Below are 25884 nucleotides of genomic sequence, written 5' to 3'. Positions count from 1 at the left end.
TGGGTGATAAGAAAATGGTGATAAAAGAATGGCAATAAGAGACATTATCTCGCTGCTGGTGTTAGCCGGTATCTGGGGCGGTTCATTTATTTTCATGCGTGTTGCCGCACCAGAATTTGGTATTTATGTATTAGTAGCCATTCGTACCGTGCTTGCTACAGCGGTATTGCTACCATTGCTGTTAATACGAGGGTCGGTAAAAGACATAAAGCGCCACTGGTTGGCTATTGCGCTGGTGGGCATGGCTAACACGGCGGTGCCTTTCGTCCTGTTTAATTACAGCAGCCTGCATTTAGAGGCAGGCGTTAATGCCATTTTAAATGCCACGGCTCCCATGTTTGGCGCCATTGTCGCTTGGCTGTGGTTAGGTGACAAACTAACAAAGTCAGCAGTAGCGGGGCTTTTTGTAGGCTTTGTAGGCGTGACCGTTATTAGTCAGCAAAAGCTCGGCGAGGGCGATATTAGTTTTCTTCCTATTTTGACTGCATTGTTGGCCACCACTGGCTACGGCATAGCGGCGTGTATGATGAAGAAATGGTTGCAGGGGGTTAAACCTCTGGTTGTCGCTACAGGTAGTCAGGCTATGGCCAGCGTGATGCTAGCACCATTCGCGCTTGCGACCTTGCCAGAAACAATGCCAAGCGTTAATGCATGGGTAAATGCGGTAGCGCTGGCTGTCGGTGGCACGGGCATAGCGTATATCTTGTATTTCAAACTCATAGCTGACATCGGCCCAGCCAAAGCCATTACTGTAGCTTACCTAGTACCACTATTTGGCATTATTTGGGGTGTACTGTTCTTGCAAGAGCACTTATCAATTCAAACCATTGTGGGTGGTTTAATGATTTTGTTCGGTGTGGCGTTAACCACAGGCGTTCTCAAAAGAAAACGCCTTAAGGTTAAACCTGCTTAAATTGAATCAAACTTGGGCTAGTCTATCAGCTGCATTCTTACTAAATTGCTGCCGTCGCGCTTGGCTTGATAAAGCGCGTCTTCCGCGTGCGCGGTTACTTCGTGCATAGCGCGCGGTGACGCGGTGTAAGATATACCAATAGACGCTGTAATAAGCAGTTCTGGTAACTCTTGTAGCGGCGGCAAGGTTGCGATGCCGTGACGAAGATTTTGTGCCATATCAAAAGCCACATGCGGGCCGGTATGCGGCAATAGAATAATGAATTCTGCACTGCTCCAGCGTCCCAATACATCCTGCTCGCGCAAGTGCTCAGCCAAGTAGGCCACAACTTTATCTAATAAGTCGTCGCCGGCGTTTCTGCCGTGAGCGTCGACAATGTCAGAAAACTCATCAATGCTAATCAGCATTACGCTTAGTGACTTATGTTCAGCCAGCAACGTTTTGTAGATAAGCTGTAAATTCTCTTTTTCTGGAAGACGGTTAGTATGGCGAACAACCAGATCTGGCTGCATGTCTTTTCTGAAGTAATACAACAGATTGTAGATAAGCAAAAACAGCGAGAATACAACAACCAGTAGTGTTACAACGCTGAATATAAATGCTTGTGAAATTTCAGCCTGACGTTCTTCAAGTGGACTGAGTAAAAACACCGTCCAACCAAATTGATTAAGTTTGACTTCGGCAATAAGGTAATCATTCTGGTCGATAGTCACTAATTTATTGTTGAGTGCCTGCTCGTTCTGGATAGTAAGGGGAAGGCTGGCATACCAAGGCAATTCTGACAAATTGGTAAAATCAGAGTAAGACGCAATAAGATTAGGATCAGAAGACAGCATAATGTCACCCTCACCATCTACAAACAAAAAGTCGTAGCCGTACTCTTGCTTATAGGTATCGAAGACCTCGATAAAACTGCGCAGACTCTTTCCAACACCAAAGAAGCCCAAGAAGCGGCCATCTTCATCGTGGATCTTTATATCAATATAGAAATGGGTGTCTTCCCATTTACCGATATCTGCCACGGCATCGGTAGGGTAGTCCTTGTACTTGAAATACCAGCTTACTTCCCCTTCAATCAGGTTAATTATGCTGCCATCAGAATTATATTGTTTTCTGTCTGCCTCGCTGGCAATAAAGAAAGACAACCCAAACTCGTTTTCAAGACGATCCAATGTTTTGAAAACAGCCTCTTGGTCAATCGTTTCTCCATCCATCAAGTCTACTAACTCGGTGGAATGCCCCAAAGCTTCTGAAATATGGAGTGGTTTTAAAAGTTGCTCCACAATAAGTGAGATTGCGGGCGAAAGTGACTGTTGTTGCGCGCGACTCTGCTCGGCAACAATCTTGGAAATACTAAAATGTACCAGTGTAACGATAGCGATAACCACTACCGCGAATAACACTAAAATGCTTCTATGCAGTGTTCTAAATGTGTTCACAGACTGCGCATGCTCCCTTGCCTGACTGAACTTTACCTATAATGGTAAGTATACCTGTTGCAATATTGAACTACTAGGTGACTATCATTAACTTTAGACTAAATAACAATGAAGGAAAACACCTAGTTTTCGCACTCTGCAAATAGCTTTTTATTACGAATGAACCGCTGACATATGCTATTCCCTTGGTTACACTATGCTCCGATTTTCATTCTCTTTGCGAAATAAAGGAATTATATGGCTTTCTCAGTGGTTGTTTTAGCGGCGGGTAAAGGTACTCGTATGAAATCGTCGTTGCCCAAGGTGTTACACAAAGTAGGTGGTGTGCCTATGGTGCAGCGAATTATCAACACAGTAAAATCACTGGGTGCAGACAATATTCATTTGGTCTACGGTCATGGCGGCGACCAACTAAAGGCAACGGTTGTTGAAGATAATCTAAACTGGTGCTTACAGGCCGAACAGTTAGGTACAGGCCACGCTGTTCAGCAAGCGGCACCTCATATTAAAGACAATGAAGACGTGCTTGTTCTGGTTGGCGACGCGCCACTTATTCGCGAAGAGACACTAAGTGCGTTAAAAGCTGCAAAGGAAAGCTGTGATTTAGCACTACTCACTGTAAATCTAGACGACCCCACAGGCATGGGCCGTATTATTCGTGAGAATGACAACATTACCGCGATAGTTGAGCACAAAGACGCCACTGATGCCCAGCGTGAAATTAAAGAAATTAACACCGGTATGATGATGATGTCTGGCGTTGATCTTAAGCGCTGGTTGGGCGAGTTAAGCAATGATAACGCGCAAGGTGAGTATTACCTTACCGACGTTATTGCCATGGCAGCGGCCGAAGACAAGCGAATTCAGTCAGCACAGCCACAGTCTGCGGTAGAAGTGGAAGGCGTTAATAATCGTTTGCAGTTAGCTAACCTGGAGCGCGCGCTTCAGCGTCGCCAAGCCGAGGAGCTAATGACCAATGGCGTGACCTTGCTGGATCCTGCTCGTTTTGACTTACGCGGCCAGCTTGAAACCGGTAACGACGTAATTATCGACGTTAACGTTATTGTTGAAGGTAAGGTGACACTTGGTAGCAACGTCAATATTGGTGCAAACTGTATTCTGCGCAACTGTACTATTGCCGATAACGCTGTAATTGAAGCTAATTCTATTGTTGAAGAAGCCAGTGTAGGTGAAGCCTGTACGGTCGGGCCTTTCGCTCGACTACGCCCTGGTGCAGTAATGCAGAAAAATGCCAAAGTGGGTAACTTCGTGGAAATGAAGAAGGCTATTTTAGGCGAGGGCGCCAAAGCGAATCACTTAACCTACCTAGGCGATGCAGAAGTGGGTGCCAAAGCGAACATTGGCGCAGGCACAATTACCTGTAACTACGACGGTGTGAACAAGTCCAAAACCGTCATCGGCGACAATGCCTTTATCGGCTCAAACTCGTCGCTTGTCGCGCCTGTAAACATTGGCAAAGGCGCTACCGTAGGTGCTGGTTCCGTGATCACGTCAACCGTAGACGAAGACGCGCTAGCCGTTGCCCGCGGTAAGCAGCGCAATATTCCAAATTGGCCGCGCCCGACCAAAAAATAAAGACGTACCCTTATTAAAGCTCGCTAACGGGTTACATGGTGAGATAGGGCTGGCAAACACAAATAGTGATTAGCTAGCCCAGTTTCTTCTTCAGTCCCATCAAACTATCGCCCAGTCAGAAAGATGACAAAATCAGAGGGCTTAAATTAACGTCTACTGTGTCGCTGTAAACGCAACTCATTCAGCTATCTGTCTTCTAAATAATGAACTATCTAAGGTTTCCCCTATCTATCATTACTGATAGTGTGTGTTTACTTACCTCTTAATTCTCGTTACACAAGGATATGCGATGATATCTACACTTCTGGTTGGCTTTGGATTTTCCGCCACAACCTTTCATTTGCCATTTCTAAATTATCTACCGCAGTTCTCTGTCGATGTGGTTATCTCTTCAAAACCTGATGTGGTTAACGCAGTTTTACCCCATGCTGAAGTGTATGGCTCGTTGGAAGAAGCGCTTAAAATTCACGATGTAGATTTGGTGGTTATTACAACCCCAAATCACCTTCATGGGCCACAGGCGAAACTGGCATTAGAGCACAGCTGTCACGTATTGGTAGAAAAGCCATTTACATTAGATAGTGAAGAAGCAGAGGCTTTAGTAGAGCTTGCACATTCTCAAAATAAACAGCTTTGTGTTTATCACAACAGACGTTTTGATGGCGATTTTCTTACGATTAAGCAGCTAATTAACGATGAAAAACTTGGCGACATTAAACGTTTGGAAAGCCGCTTCGATCGATTTCGCCCAGTACCACGAGACAGGTGGCGTGAAAATGCAGGGCCAGGAAGCGGTATCTTCTGGGATTTAGGTCCCCACTTAATCGACCAAGCGCTACAGCTTTTCGGCGAGCCGGAAGAAGTGTCGGCAAACATACAGGTCTTGCGTGAAAATGGACAGTCAGATGACACGTTCGATGTAACACTTCACTATGTTGATAAAGTTGTAAAGCTAGGTAGTTCAGCTTTTCAGGCCAGCGCGACATTGCGCTACGACTTGCAAGGCACAAAAGGCAGCTTTCGAAAGTTCTATTTAGATCCGCAAGAAGATCAATTGCGTGCAGAGCTATCCTTTGATGATGAACACTGGGCGATTACAAAAGATAACGAGCATGGCGTGCTAGCTGTGGTCAATGAAAGCGGCCAGCTAGTTGAAGAGACGGTGACAACATTGAAGGGTGAATATCTCACGTTTTTCAATCGCCTTGCTCACGCTATTGAAGACGGTAAATTCTCGCCGGCTGACGCGAGTACGGTCGTACCTGTTATCAAAGTCATTGAGCTAGCCATAAAAGCGAGTGCTCAAAAGAAATCGCTGGCGTTTAATTAAACAATTACCTTGATCGTCGTTTCAATTTAACTTACGATGCTTTCACTTTAAAACTAATAACTTTCGTTTTGAAAGTTATGATTGAATGTTGAAGGTGTGTTTGCGGACTGTTTTGCAGACTTTTCATGGCTTGTTCTCAATTGGAACAACGCGTACAGAAAGGTTTAGCGAGAAGGCGGCAAGAGCATGAGGTTATATTGAAAAGTAGTAAATCGGTTGAACAGCGCCGCCAGCAGATAGTGGCGTGGGTGAAAGAGCATGGTCAATCTCAAGTTGAAGATTTGGCCGTGCGTTTTGCTACGTCTGAAGTCACCATTAGAAAAGATCTCGCAGCCCTTTCGCAGCAAGGTTTACTGATTCGACAGTTTGGTGGCGCAGTGCCTGTACCATCATCTACCAACTCAAATGCTGGGCCATCTCAGTTTATTACCAGTGACCCTTTCGCGAATTCAACTACTAGCCCAGCAATTAACGCTATAGGCCAACTTGCAGCGAGCTTGGTCAAACCGGGCAATAAGCTCGTTATAGACTGCGGGTCTACCACCGCATCCATCTTACCCCATTTATCACATGCCGATGATTTAGTGGTAATGACCAACACATTATCAACCGCCAATTACCTTACCCAAAGTGAAAAAGAGCCGACGGTGTTAATGGTAGGGGGCACATGGGATGCCCAATCTCAGTCGTTTCAAGGCGCTATGGCTGAACAGTTGGTTAGTGCCTATAGTTTTGACATTGCGTTTATTGGTGCCGCGGGCATAGATGTCAACAGAGGCACCACCACCTTTAACGAGCTTATTGGTGTAACCCGCGCCATGGCTGTGGCGGCTAGTAAGGTGGTTATAGTAGCCAGCTCAAAGAAATTAACGCATAAAATGCCTAACCTAGAGCTAAGCTGGAAAAACATTTCTGTTTTGATCACTGATGAAGGCATTTGTAAACAAGACAAACTTAATATTGAAAATCAGGGCGTGACAGTACTTATTGCAGCGCCGAGTGGAGAATAATTATGTGTGGAATAGTTGGCGCTGTAGCTGAGCGTAACGTGGTTGAAATCCTATTAGAAGGTTTAAAAAGACTGGAGTATCGCGGCTATGATTCAGCTGGCGTAGCGCTATTGCAAGGCGACGGCACGCTTACGCGTATTCGCCGTACAGGCAAAGTACAAGAGCTTGCTGATGCGGTGGCAGAAGGTGAAGCTTTGGGTACAACTGGAATTGCTCATACCCGTTGGGCAACGCACGGTGGTGTGACTGAAGCGAATGCGCACCCACACTTTTCAACTGAACGTGTAGCTGTTGTTCACAATGGTATTATTGAAAACTACGTTAACTTAAAAGCACAGTTAAAAGAGCAGGGCTATACCTTTACCAGCGACACCGACACAGAAACTATTGCTCACACCGTACACGAAGAGCTTAAGTCAGGTAAGACTTTACTAGACGCTGTGCAAAGTGCCGTTAAAACCTTCCACGGTGCGTATGGCACCGTCATCATGGATAAAGAAGATCCTAGTCGCGTAGTGGTTGCACGTTCGGGCAGCCCGCTTGTAATTGGTTTGGGGCTTGGCGAAAACTTCATTGCGTCAGATCAAATGGCATTATTGCCAGTGACACGCCGCTTTATCTTTTTAGAAGAAGGCGATGTGGCAGAGATTACTCGTCGCGACGTTAAAATCTTCGATAAAGACGGCAATGCCGTTGAACGCGAAGTGATTGAGTCGAATATCGAGCACGACGCGGGTGACAAAGCGGGTTACCGCCACTACATGCTTAAGGAAATTCACGAGCAGCCAACCGTTGTGCGTAATGCGCTTAAAGATCGTATTGACGAAAACGGACTTACTGCTGACATATTTGGTAAAGGTGCTGACGAGATATTCAAAAAAGTACAGCATGTACAAATTATTGCCTGTGGTACCAGCTACCATGCGGGTATGACGGCGCGCTATTGGCTAGAACAATATGCAAATGTGTCGTGCAACGTAGAAATTGCATCAGAATTCCGTTACCGCAAGTCAGTAGTGCACCCAAACAGCCTGCTTATTACCATCTCTCAATCAGGTGAGACAGCCGATACGTTAGCTGCCCTTCGCTTAGCAAAAGAGCTGGGCTATATGTCTAGTTTGACTATCTGTAACGTTCAGGGTTCGTCATTAGTACGCGAGTCAGACCTTGCATTTATGACCCGCGCTGGCGCGGAAATTGGCGTTGCGTCTACCAAAGCTTTCACTACTCAGCTCACTGCGTTCTTAATGCTTACCCTAGCACTGGGCAAAGAAAACGGCATGACAGACGCTGACAGCAAAGCTATTGTCTCTGCGCTTCATAGTCTACCTGCAAAGCTTGAAGAGACCTTAGCGATAACTGGTGGCATTGAAGATTTAGCTGAAGAATTTGCAGATAAGAACCACAGCTTGTTCCTAGGTCGTGGCGATCAATACCCTATTGCCATGGAAGGAGCGCTTAAGCTTAAAGAGATTTCTTATATTCATGCGGAAGCGTATGCGTCTGGTGAATTGAAACACGGCCCACTTGCGCTTATTGATGACGAAATGCCCGTTATTGTGGTTGCACCGAACAACGAACTCCTCGAGAAGCTAAAGTCGAACGTTGAAGAAGTACGTGCCCGTGGCGGCATCATGTATGTATTTGCGGATAAAGATGCGGCGTTTGAAGGTGATGAAACCATGCGCGTTATCAACGTACCGCACTGCGACGAACCAATCGCACCTATCATTTATACCTTGCCACTACAGCTTTTGAGCTACTACGTAGCGCTAATTAAGGGCACCGACGTTGACCAGCCGCGTAACTTGGCGAAGTCGGTTACGGTGGAATAAAGCACACTGCTGAAGCACTTATTCGTGCTCACAAACAAAGCCTGCGGCTGACAAAAGCGCAGGCTTTTTTGTTTTCAATAGGCGATTATTGGCTGCTAATTAAGTGGCTTTCCTGCAAGCCCATGACTCACTATTATTTCACTTCTCTTTCCACCACTCTCACTTTATCGATAAACCTTCTCCATCCGTCTTACTTTGTCAGGTAAGGCAGTTGTAAAACGAGGAGTAAGGTCATACCTATAAGTCATACCAAGTTTCAACATTGCGAGGCAACATGGCTATCCCATACTCACTGCTAGATTTAGCGCCAATATCTGAAGGGTTTGGCGTAAAAGACGCGTTAAACAATTCAAAGTTAATGGCTGTGGAAGCTGAGCGCTGCGGCTATGAACGTGTGTGGTTAGCCGAGCATCACGGCATGCATGGTGTTGCCAGTTCTGCCACCTCAGTAGTGTTAACGCACATTGCTAACGCCACCGCTACCATTAAAGTTGGTGCGGGCGGTATTATGCTGCCTAACCATGCACCTTTGGTCATTGCTGAACAGTTTGGCACCTTGGCTGAATTATTTCCCAATCGCATAGAGCTTGGACTTGGCCGTGCACCAGGCACTGATATGGCAACCGCACGCGCGCTTCGTCGTAATTTGCAAAGCGATGTGGACAGTTACCCAGAAGATATTCAAGAACTTCAGCACTACTTGGGTACACCGCAAGACGGGCAGCCGATTGTTGCAGTACCTGGGGCAAATACACATGTCCCCCTGTGGTTGCTTGGCTCTAGCTTATACAGTGCCCAAGTGGCGGCAAAAATGGGGCTGCCATATTCGTTCGCCTCGCATTTTGCGCCCGATGCGCTATTCGATGCGCTTCATGTGTACCGCAATATGTTTAAACCGTCGCCTCAGTTATCAGCGCCGAAAGCGATGGCTGGTGTAATGGTGGTGATTGCTGAAACCGATGAAGAGGCTGAACTCCTATTCACGTCAGTGAAGCAGCAATTTATGAACATGCGACGCGGTCTTAATAGGCCTTTCGCTAAGCCTATGCCTAACTTTGAAGAATATTGTACGGCGACTGACGAAGCAATGTTATCGAATGTATTGAGGTATGCGTTGGTAGGGTCGAAAGAAACGGTGCAAAACAAGCTAGCTCAGTTTGTTGAAGCGACGGGGGTTGATGAAATTATCGTGTCGATGCCGATTTACGATATAGAAGCGCGCTTGTTTAGCGTTAACGCATTTGCGGAAATCGCATCTTAGTTTTTAGACAGCTATTCCCAGTATTGAATATTTGGTTATAACTTCCACTATGAATGACCTTCGAATAACTTTATGATACGTCTATATGTGCGTATTTTCAGTTAGTTGTGTTAGGTTCACAGTCATGACAAAGGTCTGGTTTTCCCTTCTTTTAGCTTTATCATCTTTGATGTGGGGCGCTAGTGCTGCTTTTGCGAAAGAAACCCTGGACCTAATTGTTCTTGAAACACTGCCTGTTCCCATTGTCGCTGATTCGCGGGCCGAGTTCGAAAAGGAACTTGCGCGGATTATGCCCGATCACGAGATTAACGTAACATCGTATAACGCCGAAGGCTCTGAAGTTCGTGCTAAGGAGATACTTACCGAGCTTGCACAAAACCCAGCGCCTGACCTTATTGTATCGGTGGCGACCCTTGCCACCAGAGCGCTGAATGCGTCTGAAGAGTTTGTTGATGTACCTAAGCTGTTTATGGCGGTCTCAGCACCGGTTGAAGAAGGAATAGTTTCTGCTATTGGTGCGGTTAGTGAACGCAACATGACGGGCGAGTCACACGTGCTAGACGCAAAGGTAAAGCTAGATATGTTAGAGGGCGTGCTCAGAGCGTCTAAGCCCTCATCGCTTTTTACCATCGGTCTAGTCCATTCTACATACCCATCGTCAAGCAACTTGGTTAATCAACTTCTGGCACTGAATGATGACTACGAGAACATAAATCTTGTTGCTGTTAGTACACCGTATATAGAAGGCGATGATGGACTGGTTGAAATGACTGACAGCATCATCAACAGCTTGCAGCAAAAAACAAACGAGCTGGATGGTTACTGGCTTTCATCTGGGCCGCTCGCGGAATCGAATGGCTTAGTAACAAAGGTAAAAGAAGCTACGGGACTGCTTCCTTTATTTGCAGAAAGCATTTCCTCTGTGAAAGAAGGTGCGCTTCTTGGCGTAGTATCTGAGCCAGCGAGTATTGGCAAATCAGCTGCAAGAAAAGCCAAGCTAATTCTTGAGAAAAAATCGGCGAGGGACATTCCCGTTGATAAAATGGATACGTACACTGTAGCGGTAAATGTGTCTACAGCAATCAAACTGCAGTTACCCATTCCTTCAAATTACTTGAAGCTGTCGAAAAAACATGTGTATCAATAAGGCCTAATTAGAAGTAAGTATGCGGATTAAATCGAAACTGCTGGTTATCTACATTCCAATTTTATTAATTGGTATGGCACTTACAGGGTATTGGGCTTATTTGACGGCGTACGATTCAGTACGCGAAAGAGAATATCAGCTCCTCACTCAGACGCTTACATTAAACGTTTTAGAGATCATTGACGAAAGACGTGAACTGCTTATTGAGTCGGGCCTAGAGAATGTGCCTGTGTTTCGCGAGGCCTATCAAAAGGAAGTGTTTGAAGAGCTAAAGTCGTTGCAGCAAGCCACCGACCGCCACTTTGCGATCAGTGACAAGAGTGCCGATACTGTGGTGTTTAGTACGATGGAGCACACTGTGGTTCCTAATGTCGAAGATGCGACAATCGCAACCATTGCCAGTCGTAAGGTCGCCTTTGGTGAGTCGAATATTAACGATGCTGACGTGTTATTTGCGTGTGCGGAATTTGCGCCATGGAATTGGAAAGTTACCGTATTACAGCCTGCTGACGCACTGCAATCTTTCCTATCTACTATTGCGTGGCTAACGTCATTAGTGACGCTATTTGCTGTCGTTATTGTCAGTTTGCTTATGGGAAGAGTCACACAGGTGTTTGTTGTTTCTCCTATCGAAAAAATAAAATCAGCAGCAAGTCGCATTGCGGTTGACCATAAGAAGGTCAGTATAGACTTACAGCAAAACGACGAGTTAGGTAGTTTAGCGCGAGACGTTGAGGCAATGTCTGGTGAAATAGAGCAATACGTTGCTCAAGCTCAGCAAGCAAACCGCGCAAAAACGGATTTTCTTGCAGTAATGAGTCATGAAATTCGCACCCCACTGAACGGTATTCAGGGATTAGCAACGCTACTTCTTGATACGCAACTGTCGGATAAACAGCATCAGTATGCCAGCGATTTGAAATCATCGGCGTCTATTCTAGCGACCGTTATCAACGATGTTCTGGATCTCTCAAAAATTGAATCAGGTATGTCAGAAGTTGACGTTACAGAGTTCGATCTTGACGCAATGCTGAATGATCTTATTACGCTACTGGGTACCAATGCTAGCGCCAATAGTACGCGTTTGGTTTACAAAAGTAAGAACATGGAATCGGTGGCAGTAACCAGTGATATTACGAAGTTACGCCAGATAATCATTAACTTGGTGAGTAACGCAATTAAGTTTACTCATAAGGGCACGGTGACTATTTCCGCCAAACTCAAACAGCCTTCACAGGATACCGTGAGCGAGAACCATTTGGTAATTGCGGTTAAAGATACCGGTATTGGTATTGAGCCAGACAGACTCGAGCATATTTTTGATAAGTTTACGCAGTCCGATTCATCAATTACGCGTAAATACGGTGGCACTGGGCTAGGTCTTGCTATTGCAAAGCAGCTTGCACAAATATTAGGTGGTGATATTAAGGTGGTGAGCAAAGTCGGTGAAGGTTCATGTTTCACCGTTACCGCCAAGGTGCAGAGTCGTCGCGTGGTGGAGTCGTCGGCCGATTCGGATTCCGTGCGACAAGCAGAGCGCGCTAGCTTACCAGAAGGTATTAAAGTTCTGTTGGCTGAAGATAATGCCATTAATGCTGTGGTAGCACAGGCACTCTTAGAACAGCTGAAATGTGATGTTGAGCACGTTGATAATGGACTGAAAGCCGCTGCACGAGTAGAAGAGGGCGGTATTGATGTTGTTTTCATGGATGTGCACATGCCAGTGATGGACGGCATTGAAGCGACAAAACGCATTCGAAAGCTTGATGGAGAGCTTAGCAAAACCCCAGTTATAGGACTTACCGCCGAAGCATTCAAAGAGCGGCACGTGTCATTTAAAGAAGCAGGGATGGACGACATCGTTACCAAACCTGTCACCGTTGAGGCACTGCAAGAAAGTTTGTCAAAACTGGCGCTTAATCAAGAAGTCACTGATAATAGTTAAAGTGATGCAGCCTCAGTAATTTGAAGTTGTAAGAGCCCGTGGGTGATTTCACCATGGGCTAATATATAAATGCTTTAACAGTAACTTATTGCTTAAGGTGGCGTGTGCAAATCAATAAACCCCGCGAGCTACTTCGGCTGAGAATTGCGCTGATCATTGGTGCTGTACTTGTGCTTGCCTTTATGGCTGCTGACTTGATGCTACTACCAAGCAGCATGTACGAGCTGTACATATTCGATCGCTTACTTCTTCAATTCCCTATTATACTCGTCGTTGTTGTACTCTCCTTCTGGCGCAGGTTCATTCAGCATCGAGCCTACATTTTCGCAGGGTTACTTATTGCGCTTTCTTACAGCAACTACTGGTTAATATGGGTTTGCTGGGAAGAGCACAGCTTCATTTTCCCCTACGAGGGCACAATTTTATATGCTTTCTTCTGTGTGTTTGCGCTGGGTATTGCCTTTAAATTAGCGCTAGCAGCCAACGTCATCAACATTCTGGGTTTTTTGGGGTTAATGTGGGTTGCGCCGGTTTATGGTGACAGAGTTCCAATTTCAATGGCATTTGTATCTGGGTCTTTGTTTATTTGTGTCTATGCCCGTTATCGGTTAGATCGCAGCGTACGCATGTTAAAAGAAACCAATGACAGGCTACTTAAACTTAGCAAATTTGACCCCTTATCTGATTTATTGAATCGGCGTGCGTTACGAGAGCAGAGTGAAAAACTGTTGGCGTTGAGTAAGCGTCATAAAGTGTCGATGGCTGTGATGATGCTCGACTTAGATGATTTTAAAAAATATAACGACTGTTTTGGTCATCAGCAGGGTGATGAAGCCATAAAAATACAAGCCCGCATTATGAAGCAGGTCTTTAAGCGAGAGACAGACATATTAGGTCGGTACGGTGGCGAAGAGTTTATTGTTGTATTGAGCGACATTCAGAAAGAACAAGTTGAGAAGCACTGTGATGCACTCTTGAATAAGTGGACAGAAGTCGCATTAGAACATGCTCAAGATGCAAAGCATCCTTTAATGAGTTGTTCCATTGGTGTGGTGTTTGCCAAGTCGGCCGAGAACATGTCAATCGATTGCCTTATTGACGAAGCAGATAAAGCACTTTACGAAGCAAAAGAAAAAGGCAAAGCCCAGTTTGTATTAAATCAGGCGCAGTGCTTAGCCTAACACTGCGCTTTTTTTTCACGATTGGCTTACAGCTTCACAATCATCTTGCCGGTGTTCTTGCCTTCAAATAACATATTTAGGCCTTTCTCGGCGTTCTCTAAGCCTTCCACAGTGTGTGCACGGTACTTGATTTTACCTTGTTGAACATAAGGCGAAAGCTTTTGCAGTAGTTGTGGGATTTCACCCCAGTGATCAGGCATAGCAAAACCGCGAATGTTAATTCGCTTTTTAATCAGCGGGATCCAGTTCGGGCCCGGTGACGGCTTTTCAGACTGGTAATCGGCAATCATTCCACATACCACAATTCGGCCATGGGCATTCATTCTGTTAAAAATGTGCTGCTGAATAGGACCGCCCGTATTTTCAAAGAAGACGTCTATTTTATTTGGTGTTAGTTCGGCTAACTTTTCTTCTAAATTGTCGGTTTTGTAGTTTATAGCGCCATCAAACCCAAGCTCGTTAACAATCCAATCGGCTTTGTCTTCGCTTCCTACTACGCCAATTACACGCAGCCCGTCTGCTTTAGCAAGCTGACCTACAATTGAGCCTACAGAACCTGCTGCACCCGTAACAATAAGTGTCTCACCTTCTTTGGGCTGGCCAAAATTATATAAACCTGTTGTGGCCGTTAGGCCTGGTAGTGCAAAAACACAAAGGGCCATTTCCTCAGTAATGCCAGGCTGAAGTTTGTTAAAACCAGAACCGTCACTGAGCACATATTCACTCCAGCCAGTCATTCCCATAACTTTGTCGCCTACCGAAAAATTAGGGTTGTTAGACTCAACCACTTCGCCCACACCGCTTGAGCGCATTACATCGCCAAGCTCCACAGGTGGAATATAACTCTCTCTGTCTTCACTCATCCAACCTAACATCGCAGGGTCTAAAGACATGTGAGTTTGCTTTATCAAAATTTGACCGTCTTTAGGCGTGGGAATTTCGAGCTCTTTGCTTTCAAATAAATGTGGCCCAATTTTTCTGTCATGGGGGCGATTAACGAGTGTAATTGCTTTGTATGTTGACATGGTGTCCTCCTGTTACAAGCACAAATGGTCGACGTCTTATCGAATGTAAAAGCGCATCGCTAAACACGGTTACATCTGCGCTGTTTAAAATAGGGTGGGGGTTATAGACATAAACACAACCTATAACACAGCTTGTTTATAAATTTGAGTGAAACCTTTTTGCATTTCCAATAGGTGTTAGTGATAGTTAATTAAAATGGCGTTAACAAGATTGAGATCTTTTGTTAACTTCGTTTTATCAAAGTTGTTTATAAATGCGTCGAAGTTGTAGCTATAATTGTAAAAAATGCGATAAAAGTGCGTAAATGGCGTTTACTTGCATTGAACAAAAGTACTCAGATCCGTAGAATGCCCGATGCAATTTTCCCCTTTTACAATGAGTATCTTATGAAGCAACAGTTTTCTTTACGTGCCTCAGTTTGCTTAGCGCTTGCTACCTTAGCCTCTTCTTCTGCGCTGGCAGCTGGTTTCCAAGTTAATGAACACAGTGCAAACGGTCTAGGCCGTGCCATGGCTGGTCAAGCAGCTAAGCCAGAGAATGCCTCCATTTTAGCAACTAACCCTGCAGCGATTGGTGTATTTAAAGAAGCTGAGTTCAGTGCATCAGTAAGCTTTATCGATCCGAACGTAGATATCGATGGTGATGTTAGCTATGCGTTAGGCGAAGCCCCAGTTGGCCAACCTATGCCAGCAGCAGAAGACAACATTGCAGATACTGCTTTTGTTCCAGGATTCTTTTATGTAAGCCCAATTAATGAAAAGCTATCTGCTGGTGTAGGTGTATTCACAACCTACGGTCTTCGTTCAGATTACTCTGATGATTTTGGTGCGCTGCATTTTGCTGACACAGCTGAAGTAAAAACGGTAACCCTAAACCCTGCTGTATCTTATAAAGTAAATAAGCAGCTTATGGTAGGTTTTGGTTTAAACATCACTTACGCTGAAGCTGAAATTGGTTCTGGTGTATCAAACACGCTAGCGGGCACTGTTGCAGGCCTAGCACCAACAGCAGAAGCATTAGGTATTACATTGCCTACGCTTACTCCTGGCAATTCACTGTTTAGCATGGAAGGTGACGATTGGGGCTATGGTTGGAACGCCGGTATTTTCTGGCAACCAACTGATATGACTAATGTTGCGCTTTCATACCGTGCAGAAACGAAACTAGAACTAGAAGGCGCGGTATCTTCAGAGACGCCAGTGTTTCCTATCAACTTAAACCAGCCTGGTAGTCTAGATTTGAACCTTGCTGCGATTACAGAGCTAGCGATTGATCAAAAAATTGACAATCAGTGGTCTGTACAAGCAAGTGTTACTTTCACTGACTGGAGTACGTTTGAGAAGCTTGAAGCTAACCTAGAAGACGGCATCGATTTCCTAATTAAAGAAGAGAATTTCGACGACTCATGGCGTGCAGCGCTTGGTGTAACTTACATCCTAAACGATGAAATTACCCTTCGTGCTGGCTATGCTTATGATGATGGTGTGGTATCGGTAGAAAATCGCTCACTAAGTATCCCAGATACAGACCGTCATTGGTTCTCTGGTGGTATGACTTACACGGTTAGCGAAGATACATCAATAGACGTGGCTTACGTATTCATTGATGGCCGTGAAGCGAATATCGACAAAGATAGAACGATTCTAAGCAATGTTCTTCCTGGTACTGACTTTACCACTAACTTCTCTGGTACACAGTCAGCTACTGCGCACATTCTAAGTGTTCAAATGAACACTCGCTTCTAATTTCAAAGAAGCCAAGTCAAATAAGAAAGGCAGCGTATTTACGCTGCCTTTTTGGTAATGACCTTTGCACACTGGTATAACGTCGCATTTTTTATGTGCGATGGGGTTCTTGTGCGCTGTTTAACGACTAAATTTGCGCAAATAAATCTTGAAGACATGTAATTGCTGCGCCGATTTTTGCAGGCATTAGCTCCCTTTTCGGTGTAACCGCATAAACCGTATAATCTGGTAACTCCCAGTCAGTGAAGAGCTGCTTCATTTCACCAGACTTTAATAGATGTCTCACTTCTGGTTCGGGAAGAACCGCATAGCCAACACTATCTTGAGTAAGTTTAATCAATGTCTGCATTGAGTTGACATCAATGCGTTGTGTATCCAATTCATACTCGCCTTCGCTTTCGTGCTTCATGACGTATTCTTCAATATGTCTGTGAGCAATGTATGTATGCGCGTTAAGCGCTTCAGGCGAAGTCAGAGTTTCGTTTGCAAGTGGATGGTCTGCAGAGACACATAAAATGCGCTTCCAGGTCGCGAGTACCAAACTGCTGAAATTTGTATCTGAGACTGGGGCGAAGCAAAGAACAAGATCGGCACTGGAAGCGATAATGTCTTTAGGCTCGTCAGTTACGGTTAAAGAAATAGTTATTTTAGGAAATTCTTCACAAAGCTTTTTCAGTGGCTCGCTTAACAGTCCTCCGCCAAAACCCTCCGGCGCGATGATGTTTATTTTACCTGTGGGATCATCCTGCAGACTTTCAATTTTTTGCTGGGCAAGTTCTGCGGTTTGCAGCATTTGCTTACTGGTTTCGTAATAGACGCGCCCTGCTTCCGTTAGGCTCAAGCTTCGGGTATTTCGGTTAAAAAGGCTAAGGCCGATATCGTGTTCTAGCTTTCTTAACTGCTGACTAATAGCAGAGACAGTCATGTGCAGCTCTCTAGCAGCTACACTCATGCTACCGCTATCTGTTACTGCAACAAAAACCTGAAGAGAGCGAAGTAATTTAGTATTCATGGCGCTTAGTTAATCCTTTTTATTGGCCGCAGTATCTTGACTGTTCATTTGTAGCAAATTAACGACGGAAATAGTCGAATTCTACCGTATTTTAACGTTGATGAACGCTTTTGAAGCAGGTCTTTACGCAATGCTTACATTGGAAAGTTATGCATTCTCTTCGCATTTGTAGCCAAAAGTAATTTTGGAGCTCACCTTGTTTTAAAGATGTTTTCTTTATGTTTTTAAATGGTAAATTATTGAAATCCAGCGTTTCTTTGCCCGATTAAAGTGCTAGTTTAACTATTCACTAACTATGCAGCTGAGAATCGCGAATGAAACAGTTTACTTTGATGATTATTGTTCTGCTCTCCACCTCGTGGATGGGCGGTTGTACTTCTACTAAAACGTCCGATGGCGCTTCATACGGGCCCGCCGCGTTCTCACAGCCTGCGTTTACTGCTGTTACCGTAGCCTACGCACCCGAAATGCAGGGTATCCTTAATCGTATTGAGCAAGATCCCAATGCATCCATTCACACAACCACAACCATCAAAGGCGTTACGTATCGCATAGGTACCTATCACGACGAGCCAATATTAATATTCGCTACGGGAATGAGCATTGCAAACGCTGCTATGACTATGCAGATGGCGTTGGATTACTTTCCGGTTAAGCAAGTGGTTTACATGGGGATTGCGGGAGCGGTTAACCCAAAATGGCAACCGGGTGACGTCATTGTTCCGGCGCGTTGGTACTACCATGATGAGAGTGTGTACACCAATGAAGATCCGAATGCTCCGGGGGAATACATACTGCCTGAATATTATGCAAGGTTCATTGAAGAGCAAGATGAACGCCGCGCTAAAGATCCTCACACACCAAAATATAAGCCCTTTCACTTCATTCATCCTGACGAAGTGCTTATTGTGAAAGAGGGGATGGATAAACCACAAGATACCGCCTATTTCAGCGCGACACCGCGTCTTTTAACTGCGGCGAAACAAGCTATGAGCACTATGCCAACGCAGCGCGTGCTTGGTGAGCGGGATGCCGAGCTCTTTGTAGGCGGAAATGGTATTACCGGGTCTGTCTTTATGGATAACCGCGAGTATCGAAAGTGGACAAGAGACGTGTTCAATGCCGAAGTAACTGAGATGGAGTCAGCCGCAATAGGTCAAGTATGTACCGTTAACGACGTTGACTGGATTATTGTTCGAGCTATTAGTGATTTGGCTGGCGGTCAAGAAGGCGTTAACGTAGAGAACAAGTACGACCAAGAAGTGTCGCGAATTGGCGCTAACGTTCTGTTTTCTGTATTAGATACACTCGCTGAGGACGAGTAGTCGATAGTATGGCAAACATTGAGGCAACGTTGCTTCTTTGCATATGAATGTTAGTTTCAAAACTAAGCCAATCGCGACACCCTAAAAATAAGTAGGCGGATAGAGAAGGTAAACATTACGCTCTATCCGCCTTTTTGGTGTGTCGCTGATGGGATCAATTGAACGCCAGCGAGCAAGCCGTTGTCGATACGTGGTTAGCGGATGGTTCTGACCATATTTATGGTATTTGTCGCAAGTTTTACTTCAACCAGAAAAACAATGAGCGCACTGATTAGAAACATCATAGCCAGTATGAATAGTACGATGACTGGTGTTTTTAAATCGACAACCCATAGAGACCCAGAAAACAGCGCCATAATGACGGTACACACCATCAGTCCAGCGGCGACACACAGCCCTATCGCCCAGTTAATCACTTTTACTCTGCGCCATAGCACCTTAATTTCTTTTTTTGAGCGATCGACAATATGCGGGTCTGATAGAGTATGAATCTGTCTTTCCGCCACCCTCACCCTGTCTGATATTCGGCCCAGCCGAGACGACATAACATTGAGGAAGCCCGCAATACCGGTAAGTAAAAATACGGGGGCAACAGCGAATTCGATAAGCTGTGAAAGACTAGGAATAAGTGTGTCCAATGGTTCCTCCAGCGAACAAAGTTTGGTGTTCTTACTTCAGGCAAAGAGTGATTAACCCATTGCTGCAATCTACTAACGTACTGCCAGTCTATATGCGTTAGATACACGTAAATTAGTATTAATGTATAAAACTAAGACTTGTGTTGTGACAGTTAAGTCTGCGAACTGCAAAGTCTACGCCAACGCTTAACTCAGAGATATGACGTAATTGTCAAAATGCCGCAACAGTTTAGCGAGTTTTAACCCATTTTTGCCTAAATTAACGATACACTAGCATCAGTTGCTAAAAAAACATTTTGTCATCATAAGGATAGATAATGCGCTTTGCCCCAAGCTTTCCTCTATCGTTGTTAGCTGTGTCTCTGCTATCGCATTCAGCCATCGCTCAACAAACCAATGAAATAGAAAGAATTGAAACCACGTCTTCTCGTATACAGGGAAATATGAATGCTTCCGGTTATGCAGTGTCGTCTATTTCAGAAGAAACGCTTTCGCTGCTTTCATTTCAACATATCCAAGAGTCGCTGAATTACATTGCGGGTGCAGGCGTACAGCGGGGCAATGGGCAAGAGTATTTACCAGCCCTTCGTTCGCCAGTGTTAACCGGCGCTGGCGCGTGCGGCGGAATTTTAGCAGCAGAAGACGGTATTGCGTTGCGCGCAGCAGGTTTTTGCAATATTAACGAGCTGTTTGAAGCACACGGTGAAATTGCACAGCGTATTGACGTGATAAAAGGCCCTGCGTCAGCGCTTTATGGCTCTAATGCGATACATGGTGTGATTAATGTGATTACCCCTGACACAACCCAAGGCGACGGAGAGGTTAGCGTTGATTACGGGTCTTATGGGTTTCATCGCGTAAAGCTTAAAGAAGGGAAATACTTTGGTCGCAGCGGCGTGGGTATTGCTGCCAGTGTTACCAGAGATACAGGATATCGAAATGAAGAGGGCGTTGACCAAGAGAAAGTCTCGCTTCGCCACAGGCTAGAGTGGGATAACTCGGTTATCACGAGCGGCCTTACCTATACCCATCTGGACCAAGAAACTGCCGGCTACATCGAAGGGTTTGAAAGCTACAAAAATACACAAATAGCCAAAAGCAACCCAAACCCCGAAGCGTTTCGAAAAGCAGAAAGTTTTAGGCTATGGAGCAAGTTCGATACAAGCTTTAGCGGTGGTCATGCACTGTCGATTACACCTTACGTACGCAACCAGAACATGCGTTTTAGAATGCATTTTCTTCCAGGCAAACCCCTTGAAACGAATGCCCAAAAAGGCGTGGGTGTGCTTTCTCAGTTCCATTACGTCATTAATGACAGCCTAAGTGCAGATATAGGATTAGACGTAGAATACACAGAAGGTGAATTAACCCAGTCACAAGACAGCGCCACAGAAGGGTCAGCCTTTTTGGTTGAAACCATTCCTGCAGGTAAACACTATGATTATGATGTAGATGCCACGCTATTTGCGCCTTTCTTTACCTTTAATTGGCAAGCTGAGCGTTGGGCTATTTCTGTCGGCGGGCGCTTTGAGTCTATGCAATACGACTACACCAACAATATGAATGTTGGTCGTGTACGCGAAGATGGCACACAGTGCGGTTTTGGCGGCTGCAGATATTCCAGACCAGCAGACAGCGAAAATGATTTTGATAACTTTAGTCCGAAGCTTTCACTTCGTTATCAACTTAATCCTCAAACACAGTTATTTGGCGGCATCGCAAGAGGCTATCGCGCGCCTCAGGCAACAGAGCTGTATCGTTTGCAGCGTGCACAGACTGTTACTGATCTTGACTCGGTAACGGCCGATAATATCGAGATGGGCGTTACAGGTACACTATTTGACGGCAGCTATACGCTTAGCCTTTACAGCCTACAAAAAGATAATGTGATTTACCGCGACAGCGACTTTTTCAACGTAAGCAACGGCGAAACGTGGCATAGAGGCGTAGAGCTTACTTTTGACCAACCGTTAAGCGATATACTGCGCTTAGATTTTGCTGGTACATACGCAAGGCATACCTACGAGCACAGTCAGCTCTCAGGTGAACAAGACATTAAAGGTAATGATATTGATACTGCGCCAAAGCTTCAGTTTAACGCTCGTTTAAGCTTTGAGATGTCGAGCAAGGTACAAACGCAGCTAGAGTGGCAGCATGTTTCGAGCTATTTCACCGACGCTGAAAATCTCAACGAGTACGAGGGGCATGACTTGGTACATGCGCGTGTACGCTACAGCGTGAACGAAGACGTTACATTGTATGTGCGGGTTAACAACGTATTTGATACGGAATACGCTGAACGCGCCGATTTTACTAGCTTCACAGGCCCTCGATATTTTCCTGGGCGGCCTCGAAACTTCATGATAACGGCATCGTTCACGTTATAGATTCAAATAAGCAACCGTAATAGATAATTATTAATCTTGAAAATACAGACTATTGCCGTGATTTGCTTGTACCCCAGCGGCATCAGGCGTAGTCTGTAGGCATCAGCATGGGTCTCAGTCACGCCATGTATAGCGCTTGGAAAGGTCAGGCGACATACGTGGAATGATTGTTAATAGGTATACCCATGCAAAAAATAGTAATTGTTGGTGGCGGTGCTGGTGGTCTTGAATTAGCCAGTCGCTTAAGCCGCACCCTCGGGAGAAAGAAACAAGCCGAAATTACCCTCGTCGACCGCAGTCGAACCCATATCTGGAAGCCGCTATTACACGAAGTGGCCGCCGGTGTAATTGATAAGCATTCAGACGGTGTGGACTACGCCATCCACGCTGCAGCTCACCACTACCGCTTTCAATTAGGTGAAATGTGCTCGCTTAACGCGCAAGCGCAAACCATAACTTTGTCGCCTTTAATTGACGAAGAAGGGACTCAGGTTTTGCCTGAACGCGAGATTCATTATGACCAGTTAGTGCTGGCGGTTGGCAGCGTGAGTAACGACTTTGGCACACCTGGCGTTGCTGAGCATTGCTACTTTCTTGACTCGTTAAAGCAAGCTGAACGTTTTCACAGAGCGCTTCTTAATCAACTAATCCGCATCAATCAGCAAGAAGATAAAGACGCCAGAATTGATGTCGCTATTGTCGGGGCAGGAGCAACAGGTACTGAGCTAGCCGCTCAACTTCACCATGTGGCGAATTTGTCCAAGGCGTACGGAATGCCAGACATGTCAGCTTCTCGTCTTAAGATTACGATCGTAGAAGCGGGAGAGCGTATATTGCCTGCGCTACCTGAGCGTATAGCAAACTCTGCAAGAAAAGCGCTGCATAAGTTGGGCGTAGATATTAAAGAGCAAACCATGGTGGCAGAAGCCGACGCGAAAGGGCTGATCACAAAAGACGGTGGTCGGATTGACGCTGATTTAATGGTGTGGGCTGCGGGGGTGAAAGCACCGGACTTCATAACAAAGCTTGCGCTTTTTGAAACGAACAGAGCCAATCAAATTCTTGTTGATAAGCAGCTTCGCAGTTCATCTCATAAGAATATTTGGGTGCTAGGCGATTGCTGCGGTTTCCAGCAGGAAAATGGGAAGTGGGTGCCGCCTCGAGCGCAGTCTGCCCACCAAATGGCGGATATTGTTGCGCATAATATAACGTCGTTATTTAATCAAAAAGACACGAAAGATTTTACTTACAAGGACTATGGATCCTTGGTTCACTTAAGTAAATACAGCACTGTTGGAAGCTTAATGGGCTCACTGTCAAACAGCAGTATGTTCATTGAAGGGCGTCTAGCTAAGTTGGTTTACGTTTCTTTGTATAATATGCACCAGTTTGCAGTACACGGAAAAATTAAAGGTGCTCTAAAGCTCCTTGTGAAGAAGTTAAGTCAGGCCATCAGCCCTAAGCTGAAGCTTCACTAACCACATGTAAAAAAGCCCCATGTTTGGGGCTTTCTTAAATCATAAATTTAGTTCGCTGGGACTAAATGTAAATAGCTATTGTTTCACGCCTTCAACGTGAAGCTCTAATTCTACCGTTTGCGACGCTGGGCCTAAATCATAGTCGATGCCATAATCTTTAAGTGCAATCGTCGTTGTGCCCATAAAGCCTGCACGATAGCCGCCCCATGGGTCTTTGCCTTCGCCAATCTTTTTGGCTTCAATTGTAATAGGCTTTGTTACACCATGAAGCGTGAAGTCACCCATTACATCCATCATGCCATTGCCTTTATCGACAATTTTTGTGCTGACAAACTTCGCCTCTGGAAAGTCGTCAACGTTTAAGAAATCGTCGCTCTTAAGGTGCTTGTCACGCTCTGCGTGGTTTGAGTCGATACTGTCGGTATCGATAGTCACCATAATTTTTGCTGCACTAGGTGCTGCGTCGTCGTAACTAAAAGTACCTTTAAAATCGTTGAAGCGACCAGTAAGCCACGAGTAGCCCAAGTGTTGAATTTTAAAGTTGATAGACGCGTGGGCGCCTTTGCTATCAATCACATAATCTGCGGCGTTAGCGGTGCTTAAAGACAGCGCAGCGGCCAAGGCAAGTGTTAACTTCTTCATCATTTCTCCTTTTTCCTCAATATCATCGAAGCCGTAACATCTGCTTCAGTGTGTCATCGTTACTAATAAAGTGGTGTTTCAGCGCAGCCAGCGCGTGAATGATCGCCAATACAATCACTGACCACGCAATATAAAAATGGGCCTCTCCTGCAATGTCTTCTTGATTTTCAAAGAATTCGCCCATTGCAGGTACAGAAAACCAATTAAATACGTCGATGCTTCTTCCATCGGCCGTTGAAATTAAATAGCCGCTCGCGAATAGCATGATAATCAAGGTGTACAGAAGCCCATGACCTATGCGACTTAACCTTTTTTCTAACGGGGTGCCATGTGACGGCGGCCGTGAAGTAACAACGCGCGTGACTAAGCGAATAACAGTGATGGCAAGCAAAATTAATCCAACACTCTTGTACCAATGCGGTGCCGTCTTATACCAGTCGCTGTAATATGTGAGGTCGACCATCCACAGCCCTGAAGCAAACATGCCGACAATGGCAATGGCAGATATCCAATGCAAAATAACTATAGGTCTGGACCATCTTGATTTCATATCACTTCCGTTATTACTTACTTGCAATCAGGTTGTTTAGACCTTCAGTTAATGCGTTATCTCAAACGCTAAATGACCGCTGAAAAAACACCTCATGCATCAATTGAATCTAGTGTATTTCTAATTACGTTGGCTAAACATCACATTTAATGGGAGTGTTCGTTCTTGTTTTTAGAACGAATGTACAGCAAACAACCCACCAAACCTGAGTCGCGACACGATTAGTTTTCGAAGACGCGTCGTTTAATGGTCGATAAAATGCGCTAAACACCTCTATTAAACGCGCTAAATACTCTTATAGTTTAAATAGGCAGTAACAAAAGTGGCTGCTTTGCTTCAATGTTGTTTAGTTCAGTAGAGGTTGTACGCTTTGCGCGTTTCGTACGTTTTGTTGGCCGTTATTCTGCCAGCGTTATTTTCATCACTAGTATCCGTCTCCGCATTGGGAGAGGGAAGAAGTGTGCAAAATATTGCGGGGCAGTCGAACAGTGCAAATACGCTCTCACCCCTCATTAGCGACTGGGAAAGCTCCGCTTTTGAAGTGTCTGACGACGACATTGATGATGGCATTTCGCTTGTCGACATCACCAGCGGCTTGGAAAAATACCGGTTTTCGGCTGGTAAAACGATTGATGCAAAAGCCTTTACTAGGCAGCGCGATAATATCATTCGAGGACCACCTTCTTTCACTTAATCATTAAAAAACTGAATTTTTTATTTTTGATTAGGAGAAAGGTATGCACGCCTTAAATCTATATAAAACCGAAGCTATCGATACTTTGGCATGGCCGGTTGTTGAAAATACCATTACTGTAAATTCATCTGCTATGGCGGTTTTCACTGACTTCAAGCAGCACTTACCACACGTTATTGATGCGCGAACGCCGGCTACGAAAGTAGAGTCGATTATGCGTCAGTCTCATGTTCGTATGATGCTGGTGGTAAACAGTGAGAACCGTTTTATTGGTATTGTGACCAGTCACGATGTCGGTGAACAGCAAATCATTCAGCGTGTGAGCGAGCTTAAGATTAAGCGAGAAGAGCTCACTGTTCATGATTTCATGCGTCCTAAAACCTCGCTCATGTCGTTTGATTTCAGTGAGCTAATACGTTCATCAGTGGGCGACGTGATAGAAACACTCAAAGACTACGGGCAGCACCATTGCCTTGTCATGGACAGAGACAGCCATGAAATTCGTGGCGTAATCAGCGTGAGTGACATTGCTAGAGAGCTGCGTTTGCCGCTTGATATACAGGGCCGCCCTACGTTTGCTGAGCTGATCAACATTCTTGCCGCTTAATTTTCAATTTTCTCAATACTGAACCATACTTTGACTACGTGTTGTTTCAAAACAACTCGTAGTCAAAGGCATATATCGCCTTAACGGTATTTGCTAGCTTAATATTTTATCGAAGTAGTTAGG

General features: G+C 45.1%; 21 protein-coding genes. 15 read left to right on the top strand and 6 right to left on the bottom strand.

Going from position 1 to position 25884, the window contains the following annotated elements; translation table 11 throughout:
* Positions 1-28 precede the first annotated feature (28 nt).
* A complete protein-coding gene (locus WA381_RS07070) occupies positions 29-913 on the top strand; it encodes a DMT family transporter (protein ID WP_014951239.1) in 885 nt (294 codons plus the stop codon).
* 17 nt (positions 914-930) lie between these two features.
* On the opposite strand, the gene WA381_RS07065 is transcribed toward WA381_RS07070, so the two are convergent.
* Positions 931-2352: a sensor domain-containing diguanylate cyclase gene (locus WA381_RS07065; RefSeq protein WP_014977725.1), complete on the bottom strand. Its 1422-nt coding sequence runs from the start codon at positions 2350-2352 to the stop codon at positions 931-933.
* 237 nt (positions 2353-2589) lie between these two features.
* Here WA381_RS07065 and glmU point away from each other — a divergent pair, with 237 nt between their 5' ends.
* The 8 genes from glmU to WA381_RS07025 all read left to right on the top strand — a co-directional run bounded on the left by glmU (position 2590) and on the right by WA381_RS07025 (position 13657).
* A complete protein-coding gene (gene glmU, locus WA381_RS07060; RefSeq protein ID WP_069945167.1) occupies positions 2590-3948 on the top strand; it encodes a bifunctional UDP-N-acetylglucosamine diphosphorylase/glucosamine-1-phosphate N-acetyltransferase GlmU in 1359 nt (452 codons plus the stop codon).
* Between the two features lie 289 nt (positions 3949-4237).
* Positions 4238-5278, top strand: a complete 1041-nt coding sequence (locus WA381_RS07055; protein ID WP_014951236.1) for a Gfo/Idh/MocA family oxidoreductase — start codon at positions 4238-4240, stop codon at positions 5276-5278.
* A gap of 197 nt (positions 5279-5475) precedes the next feature.
* Positions 5476-6288 carry a DeoR/GlpR family DNA-binding transcription regulator gene (locus WA381_RS07050; RefSeq protein ID WP_156078992.1) on the top strand — a complete coding sequence of 271 codons (813 nt, stop codon included), beginning with the start codon at positions 5476-5478 and terminating at the stop codon, positions 6286-6288.
* A 2-nt stretch (positions 6289-6290) separates the two neighbouring features.
* Positions 6291-8123: a glutamine--fructose-6-phosphate transaminase (isomerizing) gene (gene glmS / locus WA381_RS07045; RefSeq protein ID WP_014951234.1), complete on the top strand. Its 1833-nt coding sequence runs from the start codon at positions 6291-6293 to the stop codon at positions 8121-8123.
* 274 nt (positions 8124-8397) lie between these two features.
* Positions 8398-9384 (top strand): LLM class flavin-dependent oxidoreductase, encoded by a 987-nt coding sequence (locus WA381_RS07040; RefSeq protein ID WP_156078991.1) that lies wholly within the window; start codon positions 8398-8400, stop codon positions 9382-9384.
* A gap of 124 nt (positions 9385-9508) precedes the next feature.
* Positions 9509-10531, top strand: coding sequence for an ABC transporter substrate-binding protein (locus tag WA381_RS07035; RefSeq protein WP_156078990.1), 1023 nt, complete (start codon positions 9509-9511; stop codon positions 10529-10531).
* 19 nt (positions 10532-10550) lie between these two features.
* Positions 10551-12476 carry an ATP-binding protein gene (locus WA381_RS07030; RefSeq protein ID WP_156078989.1) on the top strand — a complete coding sequence of 642 codons (1926 nt, stop codon included), beginning with the start codon at positions 10551-10553 and terminating at the stop codon, positions 12474-12476.
* Between the two features lie 104 nt (positions 12477-12580).
* Positions 12581-13657, top strand: a complete 1077-nt coding sequence (locus WA381_RS07025) for a GGDEF domain-containing protein (protein ID WP_156078988.1) — start codon at positions 12581-12583, stop codon at positions 13655-13657.
* Positions 13658-13683: 26 nt separating this feature from the next.
* Here the strand turns inward: WA381_RS07025 and WA381_RS07020 are convergent, their stop codons facing one another.
* The gene (locus tag WA381_RS07020) at positions 13684-14682 is read right to left on the bottom strand and encodes an NADP-dependent oxidoreductase (RefSeq protein ID WP_061096130.1); all 999 of its coding nucleotides are present in this window, start codon (positions 14680-14682) and stop codon (positions 13684-13686) included.
* 387 nt (positions 14683-15069) lie between these two features.
* On the opposite strand from WA381_RS07020, the gene WA381_RS07015 reads away from it, so the two are divergent.
* Complete coding sequence (locus WA381_RS07015; protein ID WP_014951198.1) at positions 15070-16428, top strand: OmpP1/FadL family transporter; 1359 nt, start codon at positions 15070-15072, stop codon at positions 16426-16428.
* Between the two features lie 127 nt (positions 16429-16555).
* On the opposite strand, the gene WA381_RS07010 is transcribed toward WA381_RS07015, so the two are convergent.
* Positions 16556-17440, bottom strand: a complete 885-nt coding sequence (locus WA381_RS07010; RefSeq protein WP_156087186.1) for a LysR family transcriptional regulator — start codon at positions 17438-17440, stop codon at positions 16556-16558.
* Between the two features lie 314 nt (positions 17441-17754).
* Between WA381_RS07010 and WA381_RS07005 the strand changes: the two genes are divergently transcribed.
* The gene (locus WA381_RS07005; protein ID WP_156087184.1) at positions 17755-18765 is read left to right on the top strand and encodes a 5'-methylthioadenosine/S-adenosylhomocysteine nucleosidase family protein; all 1011 of its coding nucleotides are present in this window, start codon (positions 17755-17757) and stop codon (positions 18763-18765) included.
* A gap of 194 nt (positions 18766-18959) precedes the next feature.
* On the opposite strand, the gene WA381_RS07000 is transcribed toward WA381_RS07005, so the two are convergent.
* On the bottom strand, positions 18960-19403 hold the full coding sequence (locus WA381_RS07000; protein WP_014951195.1) for a DUF2721 domain-containing protein: 444 nt from the start codon (positions 19401-19403) through the stop codon (positions 18960-18962).
* Positions 19404-19720: 317 nt separating this feature from the next.
* Here WA381_RS07000 and WA381_RS06995 point away from each other — a divergent pair, with 317 nt between their 5' ends.
* Positions 19721-21790, top strand: coding sequence for a TonB-dependent receptor (locus WA381_RS06995; RefSeq protein WP_156087181.1), 2070 nt, complete (start codon positions 19721-19723; stop codon positions 21788-21790).
* Positions 21791-21975: 185 nt separating this feature from the next.
* Positions 21976-23268 (top strand): NAD(P)/FAD-dependent oxidoreductase, encoded by a 1293-nt coding sequence (locus tag WA381_RS06990; protein WP_014951193.1) that lies wholly within the window; start codon positions 21976-21978, stop codon positions 23266-23268.
* Positions 23269-23343: 75 nt separating this feature from the next.
* On the opposite strand, the gene WA381_RS06985 is transcribed toward WA381_RS06990, so the two are convergent.
* On the bottom strand, positions 23344-23910 hold the full coding sequence (locus WA381_RS06985; RefSeq protein WP_014951192.1) for a YceI family protein: 567 nt from the start codon (positions 23908-23910) through the stop codon (positions 23344-23346).
* Positions 23911-23932: 22 nt separating this feature from the next.
* A complete protein-coding gene (locus WA381_RS06980) occupies positions 23933-24460 on the bottom strand; it encodes a cytochrome b (protein WP_156087179.1) in 528 nt (175 codons plus the stop codon).
* Positions 24461-24920: 460 nt separating this feature from the next.
* Here WA381_RS06980 and WA381_RS06975 point away from each other — a divergent pair, with 460 nt between their 5' ends.
* Positions 24921-25154 carry a hypothetical protein gene (locus WA381_RS06975; protein WP_039221646.1) on the top strand — a complete coding sequence of 78 codons (234 nt, stop codon included), beginning with the start codon at positions 24921-24923 and terminating at the stop codon, positions 25152-25154.
* Between the two features lie 43 nt (positions 25155-25197).
* Positions 25198-25761, top strand: a complete 564-nt coding sequence (locus WA381_RS06970; RefSeq protein WP_156087177.1) for a CBS domain-containing protein — start codon at positions 25198-25200, stop codon at positions 25759-25761.
* Positions 25762-25884 lie beyond the last annotated feature (123 nt).

The sequence above is a fragment of the Alteromonas sp. CH_MED4-4 genome (genome assembly GCF_037029575.1).
Lineage (GTDB): Bacteria > Pseudomonadota > Gammaproteobacteria > Enterobacterales > Alteromonadaceae > Alteromonas > Alteromonas macleodii.
The sequence above is the reverse complement of the archived record's forward strand: the minus strand, read 5'-3'. Positions and strand labels throughout refer to the sequence as shown.

Coding starts and splice junctions, on each gene's coding strand:
- glmS (WP_014951234.1), top strand. CDS start 6,291: ATGTGTGGAATAGTTGGCGCTGTAGCTGAGCGTAACGTGGTTGAAATC.
- WA381_RS07020 (WP_061096130.1), bottom strand. CDS start 14,682: ATGTCAACATACAAAGCAATTACACTCGTTAATCGCCCCCATGACAGA.
- WA381_RS06990 (WP_014951193.1), top strand. CDS start 21,976: ATGCAAAAAATAGTAATTGTTGGTGGCGGTGCTGGTGGTCTTGAATTA.
- WA381_RS06995 (WP_156087181.1), top strand. CDS start 19,721: ATGCGCTTTGCCCCAAGCTTTCCTCTATCGTTGTTAGCTGTGTCTCTG.
- WA381_RS07010 (WP_156087186.1), bottom strand. CDS start 17,440: ATGAATACTAAATTACTTCGCTCTCTTCAGGTTTTTGTTGCAGTAACA.
- glmU (WP_069945167.1), top strand. CDS start 2,590: ATGGCTTTCTCAGTGGTTGTTTTAGCGGCGGGTAAAGGTACTCGTATG.
- WA381_RS06970 (WP_156087177.1), top strand. CDS start 25,198: ATGCACGCCTTAAATCTATATAAAACCGAAGCTATCGATACTTTGGCA.
- WA381_RS07030 (WP_156078989.1), top strand. CDS start 10,551: ATGCGGATTAAATCGAAACTGCTGGTTATCTACATTCCAATTTTATTA.
- WA381_RS06985 (WP_014951192.1), bottom strand. CDS start 23,910: ATGAAGAAGTTAACACTTGCCTTGGCCGCTGCGCTGTCTTTAAGCACC.
- WA381_RS07015 (WP_014951198.1), top strand. CDS start 15,070: ATGAAGCAACAGTTTTCTTTACGTGCCTCAGTTTGCTTAGCGCTTGCT.
- WA381_RS07070 (WP_014951239.1), top strand. CDS start 29: ATGGCAATAAGAGACATTATCTCGCTGCTGGTGTTAGCCGGTATCTGG.
- WA381_RS07055 (WP_014951236.1), top strand. CDS start 4,238: ATGATATCTACACTTCTGGTTGGCTTTGGATTTTCCGCCACAACCTTT.
- WA381_RS07040 (WP_156078991.1), top strand. CDS start 8,398: ATGGCTATCCCATACTCACTGCTAGATTTAGCGCCAATATCTGAAGGG.
- WA381_RS07005 (WP_156087184.1), top strand. CDS start 17,755: ATGAAACAGTTTACTTTGATGATTATTGTTCTGCTCTCCACCTCGTGG.
- WA381_RS07035 (WP_156078990.1), top strand. CDS start 9,509: ATGACAAAGGTCTGGTTTTCCCTTCTTTTAGCTTTATCATCTTTGATG.
- WA381_RS06980 (WP_156087179.1), bottom strand. CDS start 24,460: ATGAAATCAAGATGGTCCAGACCTATAGTTATTTTGCATTGGATATCT.